Here is a 12,502-nt window from a genome sequence, read left to right on the forward strand (position 1 = left end):
ATAATGCCAAGGTGTAAAAATGTGAGGTATTTCATGGATTAGTATCTTTCCGCAGGATAACCGGTAAGTTAAGCTGGACCGAAATAGACTCCATAATAAACTTCAAGTCTTGATATTCTGAAGCAGAAAATGTAAATGCCGTCATCTCTATCCTCGAGGAGAATTTAAGCTCTTTTTCCCCCAAGATAGACTGATAAGTAAACTTAACTTTCTTGGAAGGGATAGTCAATGTCATGGGTTCGGGATAATCATCCACAACAAAACCCTCTGGAATGGGAATCGTCACATTAATATTTTCAAATGACGGGAATTCATAATCCACAGGCAGCAGCCTAGATTCTTGTGTAAATGGATTTGTGATATATTCAGAATATTGAAATGGCCTGACGGAAATCAGGTTGGGTTCTTCTGAGATAAGTTTAGAATTAAAGCTTAAAGTGACACTTCTTTTAGAGGAAAGTTCATCCACTAGCGAGAAATTTTCAATTTCTCCATATTCTATTCTGTTATCTTTTTTCCAAACCACTTCATCAGCTTTTAGGCCTTCTAATAACTTTCCAAATTTTAATGCCTCATGATCAAAAAGCTTAATCTGATTTTTATACGAGAATCCAGATGAGTCATTCCAATCCAAATTGATATTTTGGATGCTTCCCGATCGGAATTGATGCTGAAGCGCTTCTAATCGACCCTTGTCTTTTTCCAGAATAAATCCTCTGTCGACAAGTTTATTGTGAGACAAAAGCCCAAAAGGTGTGATCGAGTCACTAGCGTCCAACAAATAATCTTTGCCCTCAATTTTAGCTTTTACAATGCCTGACTGAAATTGGTTTATAAAAGGCACCTCTATTAGTTGGCTTCTCCCTCTGAATCTATCATTGATCAAGACCAAATAAGCCGCTATTCCTTGCCTTCTGAGTAAATAGACGAGCAATAAGTTTTTGTCAATCGAATTCCCTTCTTTCTTCTGGAGAAGCGCATTTATTGAATAAAATGGTTCGAGCCAATATGATCTTATCAATTCGATATTGTTTGAAACGTATTCGAAAATGGTTTTTGCCTGATCTAATTTGGAAAGTGAATCCAATTCCAAATTTGGAAATTCCGGGATAGTTTCTGGATCATTATGAATATAGCTATCCACTTCTTCAATCTCAAACCAACGGTTTGCCAGCTGATTCCAGTTGGAATAAACCATCTCAGACTCTTCCAATTTGTCAGGATTGACATACTCACTCGAGTATAGATATCCATCCACACGTTCTTGATAGTTTACTAAATTCCCCACAAACGGTTCATTAGGCAAAGAGGGCACCTCCTCCCTTTCCCATGAAAAAAGATTTTTTTTAGCGTTAACTTGAGCTGCATCGGCTACCTTTTTTCCTTGTTGGATCATTTGATATTGAAAAAAGTCTGGAGCTTTAAAAGTAAATTTACTTACCAAAGCAGGGTAGGTGCCTTGAAAACTCCAACCTTCCAGAATCCCATATTGGTGGTCAATTTTCTTATAGGTATATTCTATGATACTTCCTTTTTTTACATGTGGGAAGATCAATCGAATTTCAAATTGGCCATTTCCAAGGTTTACTTCTTTAATATTCTCCTTGGTTAGCAACTCAGAAATCCTTCGGCCATTTTCAAGATAGGAAACCTGAGCTACTACCTTCACGATGTCCTCTACGAGGGATTTTCCGCGATAAAAAGGAATGATAATATCTCCAAAGTTTTCTACATTATCATCTAAAACTTTATATCTGAAATGGAAATTTGTATGAAGACCATTAACCATAAAGTAACTATTGGCCTCTTCCCATAAAGTCACGATCCGGGCATCAGGCTCAAAATGCACCTGCTCCAACTCAAGCTCCTCGTTTGAATAGTGCCCAAATTCAACTTGGGCTGAAAGCTCCAGATTCCAAAATCCGAATAAAACAAAAGCAAAAATTACCTTTTGCATCTCCCTTTAAGGTTTAGCATTTTTTTTGAAAATCACCGGAGCATTTAATTTGGAAGCAATTGATTCCATTAGAAACTTCAGGTCCCCATACAATTTGGGATCGATAATTGGATCTTTGACCTCTATCCTTGCAATAATATTCAACGATCCATCGATTACTGTAGGACTATAGCTAAAACTTATCTGGCCACTTGAAATGGTCATCTTTTCTTCCAGTGGATAATCATCTATTTCATATCCAGGGGGAGTTTTTATTTTGGCATTGTAAGTTTCAACAAATGCAAAATCAAAATCTACCGGAAACACTCGGTATTCTTGAGTAAAAGGATTCTGGGCAAATGAAGAAAAGGAAAACGGAGAAACCTGAATCCATTCATCTTTTACCTTTTCTTTACTGGTAACCGTGAATTCGGTAGACAGGTAGTTTTTTTCTTTCAGAGCATTGTCAATTTTCACATTTGAATAAAGAAAATCATCGTCTTTTCCAAAGAGATTTTCCAAAGGCTCATTCCTATCAATCAATGGTTTACTCGCTCTGGCTATTTTAAGTCCTTCATAAAAATAGGTTCGCATCGTATTTCTAATCTCCAATTTTCCCTCCTCTGATAGTTGTACATCAGACATCAAAATGGAATTAGAGTTATGTTTTATTTTTATGGCAACCAGCTCACTATTATCCTTGGCTAAAAGTAATCCCCCTTTGACGTGCTTTTCCAATCCTACATATCCAAAAGGAGCTAGGGGATCACTCAGATCAAGGTAAACTGGTTCTCCATCCAATTGAGCTAAAAGTATAATTTCATTGAATTGATTCATGAATGGAAAGGGAACCAGCTCATTTCGGCCATTCCCTTTGGAACCAATCAATAGAGGAGAACATTCAATCCCAATGGATTTTAGAACGCCCATTAAGGCCAAGTTCAATTCTTCAGGTGTCCCTTTTTTGGTTTTTAAAAGTTGAGAGATGGTTTGCTCTGGCCAGAAACCTTGAAAATCACTGATGCTGAAATTATTCTGAAAAAAGTAATACGCTTTTTTTGCTTTTTCTTTTTCTGAAGCTCCTGAGAGATCCAAGTCCAAGGTTTCTTTTTCCAATGGATTAGATCTAAAGAATCCCATTTCCTGAAAATCTTCAAGCACTCTATTTCCCACTTCTTGCCAAGTGCTCAATACATCGATCCACTCACTCCCACTAGTATAAGCGCCCGAAGAATATTTTTGATATCGAGAAAGTTGAAACTCTACTCTTTCGCGATAATCAATATAATTCTTCATAAAAGGCTCACCACATAAGGAATGAAGATCTCGCAAAACCCATCCGTAAGTCCCATTGTTGGCTGTTTTCTCAGCAGTTGTGAAATATTTGACTCCTTGGCCGATCAATTTATAATCATAATAGGGAACCATTGTGATTTCGTAGGAACTTCCCAATGTTGGGATATCATTTTGGAAACTCCATCCATCTAAAATCCCAATATTTTTGTCTGTTTTCTTATAGGAATATTCCAAAATGGTCCCTACCTGGACATTTGGGAACGTGATCCTAATTTCTTTCCAACCATTTGGCAAGTCAACTTCGAAAATATTTTCCTTCGCAACTTCTTCAATTGAAGGTGTTCCTGAAGGAAAGTTGATTGAAAAGGCTTTGATCCCATTGATGTTTTCTGTCCGATCTGTGCCTACGTAAAATGGAATTTTTATAGTCCCTTGAGATTTTCCAGATTCTTTTAGAATTTTAATTCGGCTAAAAATTGTAGTCTCTAATAGATTACTATTGAAGCGGGATTGCCCTTGCTCCCAAAGGATAACTGCATCAGCTTCTTTTTCAAAAGAGACTTCAGTCAGGTTGATTTCTTCTTTGGAAAAAACTCCCATTTTCACCTTTTGTCCAAAAACAGATCCCAGTGTGAAAAAAAACAGGACAGGTAAAAAGCGCAATTTCATAGATTTATTTAGTTAGGGAGTTGGACTTATTGAAATAATAACTTCTCTGGGTTGTTTGATTGATCCTTTTTAAAAATTCTTGCTTCGATTCCTCACTCAATTCCTCCCTTATCAAAAATTTGATTGATCGATTTACTTCTAATTTCCCCTCTTTGAGTTGGTGGGTGAGCTGAATATCAAAATCAGGATCAGTCACATGGATATCACCAGTTTCTAGTTCGGGAACTACTCCTGGAGGCAAGGAGATCACATAGGTTTCTTCCAAGTCCAAGGTCCTATTATCCACCATCTGTTCTGTGATTTTTTCAAAGAATGGCTTTAATAGCATTCTTTTGGCTGTGGACTGGGCAAACCTAGAAATATGCCCTTGCAGCTCTAATCGAGACACAGGAATAGAATCTAAGCTTTCCACATTCAATTCAAAATCTTCTATGATCAGACCTGAGATTGGTAAATTTTTATTAAAAAAATCCTTTTGCTGACGACTATCCCGAGAAGATTGAAGGAGTAACATCTCCTCCACAAAATTCCCTTTCATCTCCCTCACGGAATGGAGTGTAGCATTGCCTTGGGGATCTAAGTCAATTCTATTCAAACTTGCTATTTTATTCCACTGATCGGAATTGTATGCGGGAGTTTGTGTGATATATGCTCCCCCTTCCTGGATCACCAAAACATCTCTACCTTTGGTGAATTCTCCCAAATACCCCGCTGGCAAAATGTTGGAGGTACATTCTAACCAAATCGGACTTACCTCTGTTGGGACCTGAAGAATCACATGATTAAATTGATTACTCGGAAAGTCAACTTGCATTTCACTTTTGCTTTCCCCTGCCAATACAAGAGTGTAATTGGCTGGAATCCCAACTACCTCGAGCATACTTTTCATCAGGTTAGTCAGAGCCTTACAATCTCCATAAGAATATTTAAGTACTTCCTCTGCCGTCATCGTTTGCCAGCCACCTATTCCTAGTTGAATACTTACATAGCGATAGTTTTGTTGGAGATAGGAATAAAGGATGGAAACTCTTTCATACAAATCATCTACACCTTCAACCAATTGGAGCACTTGATTCTTAAACTCTTCAGGCAATTCACCTCTCCCCTGGTTGATAGCAGATTGCCAGGCTCCAAATCCTGCCCAATTATCCATAGTCCCACGGAATCCTTCCATAGAGAACTCCCTTGGTGCGATTAATAGCCGATGAACATCCTTGATATCAAATCCACTTCCCAGAATAGGAAGATCTCTTTCTGTCCAAGATAGTTTGGTAAAGCCATCGGAGAGCTCTTCCTTTTCACTTTTCCCAAGTAGGTTTATTTCTTTGAATCGGATCCCGGCAGATTTTGGATATATTACCTCTAATGTAGACTCTTCTACCTTCTGATATAAATAATGAACGGGAACCCATTCTGGAAAGTAATAATTACTCTTATGATAGGATTCTGACCGAATTTTTATTAAAACTGGAAATTGCTGGGTTTTCACCCGATAGTATTTGCGGCGATTATCTTCAAAAACAGAGGTGTTCGATACTATAGCAACATCCGACATGTCCCGCATTCTTGCCTTTTCAAGAGTCTTTCCTGAGACCGGATCTATGACCTGCAAATTAAAATCTTTGACCTCAATTAATTTATCATAAGACAAAGAGGTGAAAGCATGATCCAAACCTTCTTTATTGAGGATTTGAAGTTGTTTTTCGACTTGAATCGTATATCCAAAATCCTCTTTGACAGCGTAGATAATTTTTTCTTTGAGAACGGAATGATGGGGTAATACTGGCTCTTTATTAATAGTATCCGGATGGACAAAAACCTCAAAAAAAAGTAACACAGCGAGCAGGGAATTTACCATGTAAAAGAGTCGATATTTTCGAACGAATGTAGATATAAGTTTTATGAAACCTAATGATTTCGAAAAAATAATTTTTTAGGAATTTCAAGTGCAAATCCCTGCATTTCAAAGAGCTGAGAAAATGAAAAATAGAGGCTAGTTATTTTATTTGTATATCCAAAATAAACTTCCCTATTTGAAATCTTAAAAAAAAACCCAAATCTAATGAACCCCGTAGTCATCAGAAGTTTCGAGGATTTCGAAAAATACAATGGAAAGGAAATTGGCACTTCCGATTATTTTAATATCTCCCAAGATAGAATCAATCTTTTTGGTGATGCGACCAATGATCACCAATGGATACATACTGATCCCGAGCGTGCAAAATCCGAAGGTGCATTCGGAAACACCATCGCACATGGCTATTTGACTTTGAGTATTGTCCCCTTCCTTTGGGAGCAAATCGTCAAGGTGGAAAACCTAAAAATGATGATCAATTATGGCATCGAATCCTTACGCTTTGCACAAGCTGTCACAGTAGACAGTGAAGTTCGTCTGCATGCTAAACTTAAGAACATTGCAAACTTAAGAGGAACCGTGAAGGCTGAAGTTGAAGTGAAACTTGAAATCAAAGACCAAAGGAAACCGGCTTTCGCCGGCGTCCTGGTATTTCTATACCACTTCAATTAATTAGAAGCCAGCAAGTCATTGACCACAGTCGCAGCACAAGAGCATCCAAATGCTGCTGGCAAAAAGGACATCGTCCCGTAGGCTGACTTCTTAAAATTTGACCCATCAGTCATCATCAAGCTTTCTTTGATGATTCTCTCTGAAGAAAATACAGCTTTGAATCCGGAATAGATTTTTCGGTTTCGAAGCCTCTTTCTTATCAACCTAGCCAACTTACATTCATAGGTTTCCGAGATATCTACCACTTTTATTTGAGTAGGATCGACTTTTCCTCCCGCACCCATCGAACTCACCAATGGGAAATTTCTCTTATAGGCTCCCTCAATCAAATGTAGCTTTGGTGAAAAGCTATCGATGCAATCCACGACATAATCAAACTCGTTGCCCTCTAATAATTCAGTCATGGCACCGGGATCCAAAAATTGCTTAATCGTATGGACTTTCAGATTCGGATTGATGGATAGCAATCTTTCCTCCATCCATTCTGCTTTCGACTGCCCTACATTTTTCTGAGTTGCAGGAAGCTGCCTATTGCAATTGGTCACATCAACAATATCTCCATCGATGATGGTCATTTCACCCACTCCAGACCTGCAGATAAATTCTGATGCAAAGGATCCTACTCCCCCTAATCCAACTACCAAAACATGTTTTTTGGAAAGCTTTTCCAACCCTTCCCTTCCAGTAATCAATTCAGTCCTACTAAGCCAAGCAAATTCACTCATTCTATTTTTCTACTTGATATTTTGTTCCAATTATTTCTAACCTGCAGAGTCAATTCCTCTTCAGAAAGCTGCAAAATTACGGAAGCAGATTTATAAATGGAATCAATAGATAGTTGTGAATCATCAGTTTCAAAAAAAACACGATCGATTGGACATTTTTTAAGCCAATGGGAAGCATTGGAATCTGATTTTAAAATTGCTTTACCAAAAGAAAAACTAATCGGAAAATCTAAAACCTGCTCAGCCATGTGAGATTTCAAATTGAATCCATGCCAAATGATTTGAGGTACTCTTACTTCTGATTTTAAATATTCCAATAGGAGATCGTGACCTTTTACTAGATGAAGAATCAAAGGAATCTGGAGCTCGTATGCCAACTTTGCGTGCTCGTAAAAAACCTTCCTTTGAAGATCTAAATCTGGCCCCCAAAGCCTATCAAATCCCGATTCACCAATAGCAAGGCAGTTTGAAAGTGAAGAAAACTCTTTTACCCGCACAAATTCTTTCTCCCATTCCTCATTCAAGTTCCACGGGTGAATCCCTACTGAAAAATAAGAATCGGGTTTTGGATCTTCCTGTTCAGCAAGATTGTGAATGGATCTTTTAAGAAGGCTATGATGGGTATGAAAATCGAAAAATGTCATATGCAAATATGTGAAAAATGAATTCCCTATATTCATTGATCAATTGAATTTACTTTAGTTAAAGCTCTTTTAGGACGTCCTATATTTTTCAATTCTTGCGACTAACAAATAGAGCTTTAATTAATTTTTGAATTTCTTTTTTAATCCTAAACCAACGAACATGAAATCAAGAATCTTCTTCCTGTTATCATTACTTATCGCTGCTTCCTGCTCTTCTCCCGAGTCTAATCAAGAAAATGTGCTCCCTGATCTGGAATTACAAATTCAAGATTCGATCCGAGTGGATTACATAGGCCTTCTCAATTTGATGGATGTCAGCCCTAATCAAAAGAAAATTCTCCTTTTTGATCCACAAAAGATGCAGTTTGTTATTTCGGATTTTGAAGGGAAAATCACTTCTGAATTCAAAAAAGAAAGAGATGCGCCGGATGGCTTTGGCTTTTATCCAATGGCTGCTGGCAAATTCAATGACTCTGGAAATATTGACATTGTCTCCCCTCAAGGAGTTTTTGAATATGATTTTGAAGGAAATCTAATCTCTAGCAGTAAAGTCCCACGAGACGAGCAACTTCCTTTTAGCGGAAGGTTTGATGCTATGAAGGAGATCCAGTTTGTCGATGATAAAATCCTTCTTTCCGGATTGATTGCAAGAGGTGAATTCAACAAAACTGAGCCTGAGTTTTATGATAATTTCCTTCAGTTGGTGTGGGCTGATCCTGCAACTGGAAAGTTTCAACAGTTTTTGCATTTGGATTCTGCCAGTATTTTCCAAAACAATATGTCCCATGAACCGGGGACACTCTCAGCTAATTTTGCTGTAAATGGTGATCAACTTTTTGTAATTACAGGCTCGGATCCATTTTTGAATATCCATGAAATCGATTCTCCCTACCAAAAGCGGGCTAGAATCCCTCTTGATCTTCCTGATTACAAACTCAACACAGGTGAGGACCCAAAAAAGGCTGATCCACAGGCTATCTCCTTTGATCCAAGTTTTGGAATTATCAATAAAATGACAAAGCTGGACAACATGCTTTTCATATCATATGAAAATGGCTATGACGACTTGGATGCTTTAGCTTATCAGGAAATCAAATCCCAAGATGAGTGGCGAGAATTCAATGAACGAATTGGCAAAAAATATAAAACACACTTTCTCATTCTAGATCTGGAAGGCAACAAATTGGCAGATTTTGAATCTCCTGATCAATTGAATAAGGTATTTGTAAGTAGAGAGGGCAGCTTATGGTTTATTTCCAAACCAAATCCTGATGTCGAGGAGGACTTTGTGGAGGTTTATAAAGTGGATGTAAATTAGTTTTTATCAGCTTTTCCAACGCCGTCCTAATTCCCTTTGTTTATCAGTGCCGGATGACCGATGAACGATGACCGAAGTTCGCATGCCCAGAACTTCAGCCAATGATAAATAATTTTGAGGAGTAGTTAATTCAGGAAATCCTGAAATAACCCAATTATAGAAATAGGACTACATCGTTTTTTTATTTCCGCCCTTTTTCCTTTAGGTGAAAAAGGACCATTCCCGACAGCTGCCTTAGGGACCACCGCTGTCCATTTTTGGGTTAAAATCAATTTTCTCCCCACACGTCGGCAAACTCCTCAATTTTGCATAGATTCTTGTCTAAACATGAAGTTTGTGGAAGCAAAATTTTCGTCAGACAAGCCTCCTAATTGCCATTACTCACAATTGTTTTCATAACACGCAAAATTGGAAGGTGGGTCCAGACTAAAATTGATGTTCTTTCCTTTATTTAAAGTAGCCTGTTCTTCCATAATCTGAAATTTTCCCAAGACTTCAAAAGGCCTATTTACTTTGAAGTGGCTGGTGCCGGATTGAGGTCAACAAGCGTAAAGAAAATCGGCTAGTTCCAAACTTGTTCGGAAATCCGGCGATTTTTAGCGTTTGACCCAAACCGGCAGAAAATGTCCGAAGGCATTTTCAAGCCAATTCAGGCAAAAGATCCCGATTTTTATCGCGGATTTGGGACTTTTGGTCTTTCAAAAGTCCCACAATAAATTAAACAGGTTATCTCATTTTATAGTCGAAGAATATTTAGTAATCAAACTAACAAATGAGTGTCTTTAATGAGGCCTCTTTTTGCCTTTTTAGTTTAATCTATCTCTTTCTTCAGTACTTCCGGTATTCTTACTAACTCGGAAGCTTTCTCCTTTGGAGAACCTGTATCGAAGTGTGAATCGAACTCCTTGATTACTTCTATATTGTCTAAAGGATGTATCTATATCTGCAAAATCAACTTTTGCACGAATCACCTGAGTTCTGAAAAGATCAGTTCCATTCACTGCGATAGTCAATTTATCCTTCATAATAGACTTGGTCACACCTGCATCTACCCATCCAAAACCTTCGATTTCTCCCTGACCCCAAATTTGAGGTCCTAGGTACATACCGATCAATTCCAATTTGAAGCCTTTTGGAAGGTTAATGTTATGCTGAGTTCTGACCATAAAAGAAGTCTGAGCATTATCTAGATAATCATCCCCAATTTGAGACTTGTATCTGTTATAATTCACTTGAAGCATGTTGGTTGTTCCCCACCATTCTCTCAACTGAACTGGCACGATCGCTCTGAAATTGGCATTTCTGGTTTTATCAAAATTATCTGTAAAGGTAGTAGTAGTCCTTTCTTCATCATCCTGGATGAATACTTGCATAAAGGCGTCAGTGGTCTCACTATAACCCAAAGTGAATTGATACATCCCTTTCACCACATGATTCATCTCAAAATTGTTGGAATATTGAGGAGTCAAATTCGGGTTACCAGTTTCAGTCGTCAATGGATCGATGTAATACACAAATGGATTCAACAATCTATAATTAGGACGGGTGATTCTTCTATTCGCATTGTATACGATCTGGTAGTTATCGCTTACTTTTTGTTGTATGAAAGCACTCGGGAAAAGATTGAAATACTTTTGAGTATTGATCTGATCCAAAGTCACAGAGTTTCCTTCAATATTGGAATGCTCACCTCTAAAACCTGCTTGGTAGCTCAATTTGTCAGAAATTTTTCCTTTATAAGAAACATATCCAGCCAATACATTTTCATGGTAAATAAAGTGATTGCTATTTGGTGTTGGCTCAAAAGGTCCATCCTCTACTGCCAAAGTCAAATCCAGGTTATTGTCTGACTTCACCCAAGAACCTTTCACACCTGTTTCCAAAGTTCCCTTGCCGATAGGTTTTACCAAGTCTACTTTCGCAGTAAAGATGTTGTAATACATATCATTGAGGGTATTTAACTTTTCACGTTGGAGATCGGCCTGATTTTCTCCATTCCAATTTTTAGTAGTGAGCAGGGACTCACTATTGGAATTCATTCTGGTAAAGTCAAAATCCGAAGTCAGTTTGGTCCCCAATGTATCCAAATTCCCTCCGTAGTGAAGGTTTGCAAAGAATCTGTTTCCACCCCCTTTGGAATCATTATATGAGTCCAAATAGGATGTCCCTACTACTCCCGGAGTAGTAATCTCGGTAAAAGATGGATTCGTGGTTTTATTATCAAAGTCAGAAGCCTGCACATTCAAACCAATGTTGTGATTTTCATTGATTTCGTAATTGGTCGCTCCATTGAAGAATAAGTTTTTATTTCTCTGTTTGATATCGGATTCCTGCATGAAATTGGACACCCCTTCAGCCACATCAAAATTTCTCTCGATTTCAAGTTCATTCAAGTTAGCGTAATGATTGTAGTTCAAATCCGCATTGCTAGACCATTTTCCTTTTTTCACATTCAATGAAACTCCTGCAATTGGAGCCCAGAAACCATTATACTGACCACCGGCCTGTACGTTTCCAAACATGCCATCAACCGTATTTTTCTTCAATCTGATATTGATCACACCTGCAGAACCTTCCGCATCAAATCTGGCAGATGGATTATTGATCACTTCGATGCTTTTGATATTTTCTGCAGGCATTGCACGTAGGAAATTAGCCAAATCATTTGCAGACATGTAGGTCTGACGATCATTGATCATCACAACGACTCCAGCTCTTCCATTCAGGTTGATGATTCCATCCTGGTCTACATAGATTCCTGGAGATCTACCGATCACATCCAAAGCATTGGATCCTTCAGCCATCACGGTTCCTTCCACATTAACCACAGTCTTATCAGGTTCGATGATGATCTCAGGACGGGTTGATTTGACAGTGACTTCATCCAAGCCAGTCATTTCATCTTCTACCTGAACAGACCCCATGTCTTTGATAGTCCCAGGGGTCAATTCAAATGAGTCAGATGTGAAAGTGGAGAAACCAATAGAGGAAACAACCAACTGGACTTTGGCAGTTTTCACGGATTCGATCACAAATGCTCCATCCTCATCAGATACGGCTCCATCAACCAGACCGCTTCCTTCAACAGCGATCAAAGCCACATTGGCAAAAGGAACAGGTGTACCAGATTGGTCCACTACTTTTCCTGATATTCGGCTCACTTCCTTGGGAGCTCCAATCGCAAGGTTACTTAAGCCAAGCAAGTAGATGAATAGGGTTAAAAATAAATAGTTGGCAGTTCTCATTTCTTAATTGCGTGTTTATCTGTGCCACCTAAAGAAAATGAAATGCCATGAATCGAAAAGCCCTCAAAAAAGCACTAAAAGGGCATTTTTCATCAATGCCAAAAAAGGATGTGTCCATCAATGGACACTTTTTGACTTAGGA

8 protein-coding genes are annotated in these 12,502 nt (G+C 38.3%); 2 read left to right on the top strand and 6 right to left on the bottom strand.

Going from position 1 to position 12,502, the window contains the following annotated elements; genetic code table 11:
• Positions 1 to 31: 31 nt before the first annotated feature.
• Genes O0V13_RS00965 through O0V13_RS00975 form a run of 3 tightly spaced genes read right to left on the bottom strand, consistent with a single transcriptional unit; the run spans position 32 to position 5,738 of the window.
• Entirely contained in the window at positions 32 to 1,957 is a 1,926-nt protein-coding gene (locus O0V13_RS00965) for a DUF3857 domain-containing protein (protein ID WP_268033123.1), read from the bottom strand.
• 6 nt (positions 1,958 to 1,963) lie between these two features.
• A complete protein-coding gene (locus tag O0V13_RS00970) occupies positions 1,964 to 3,901 on the bottom strand; it encodes a DUF3857 domain-containing protein (protein ID WP_268033124.1) in 1,938 nt (645 codons plus the stop codon).
• A gap of 4 nt (positions 3,902 to 3,905) precedes the next feature.
• On the bottom strand, positions 3,906 to 5,738 hold the full coding sequence (locus O0V13_RS00975) for a transglutaminase domain-containing protein (protein ID WP_268033125.1): 1,833 nt from the start codon (positions 5,736 to 5,738) through the stop codon (positions 3,906 to 3,908).
• 225 nt (positions 5,739 to 5,963) lie between these two features.
• Here O0V13_RS00975 and O0V13_RS00980 point away from each other — a divergent pair, with 225 nt between their 5' ends.
• Positions 5,964 to 6,428 carry a MaoC family dehydratase gene (locus O0V13_RS00980; RefSeq protein ID WP_268033126.1) on the top strand — a complete coding sequence of 155 codons (465 nt, stop codon included), beginning with the start codon at positions 5,964 to 5,966 and terminating at the stop codon, positions 6,426 to 6,428.
• On the opposite strand, the gene O0V13_RS00985 is transcribed toward O0V13_RS00980, so the two are convergent.
• Both O0V13_RS00985 and O0V13_RS00990 read right to left on the bottom strand, forming a co-directional pair.
• Entirely contained in the window at positions 6,425 to 7,153 is a 729-nt protein-coding gene (locus O0V13_RS00985) for a tRNA threonylcarbamoyladenosine dehydratase (protein ID WP_268033127.1), read from the bottom strand. The genes O0V13_RS00980 and O0V13_RS00985 overlap by 4 nt on opposite strands.
• Entirely contained in the window at positions 7,150 to 7,797 is a 648-nt protein-coding gene (locus O0V13_RS00990; RefSeq protein WP_268033128.1) for a TatD family hydrolase, read from the bottom strand. Before O0V13_RS00990 ends, O0V13_RS00985 begins: the two co-directional genes overlap by 4 nt.
• A gap of 160 nt (positions 7,798 to 7,957) precedes the next feature.
• On the opposite strand from O0V13_RS00990, the gene O0V13_RS00995 reads away from it, so the two are divergent.
• On the top strand, positions 7,958 to 9,115 hold the full coding sequence (locus O0V13_RS00995) for a hypothetical protein (protein WP_268033129.1): 1,158 nt from the start codon (positions 7,958 to 7,960) through the stop codon (positions 9,113 to 9,115).
• Between the two features lie 806 nt (positions 9,116 to 9,921).
• Here the strand turns inward: O0V13_RS00995 and O0V13_RS01000 are convergent.
• Positions 9,922 to 12,360, bottom strand: a complete 2,439-nt coding sequence (locus tag O0V13_RS01000) for an outer membrane beta-barrel protein (RefSeq protein WP_268033130.1) — start codon at positions 12,358 to 12,360, stop codon at positions 9,922 to 9,924.
• Between the last annotated feature and the right edge of the window lie 142 nt (positions 12,361 to 12,502).

Source organism: Algoriphagus sp. PAP.12, from assembly GCF_026652115.1.
Taxonomy (GTDB): domain Bacteria; phylum Bacteroidota; class Bacteroidia; order Cytophagales; family Cyclobacteriaceae; genus Algoriphagus.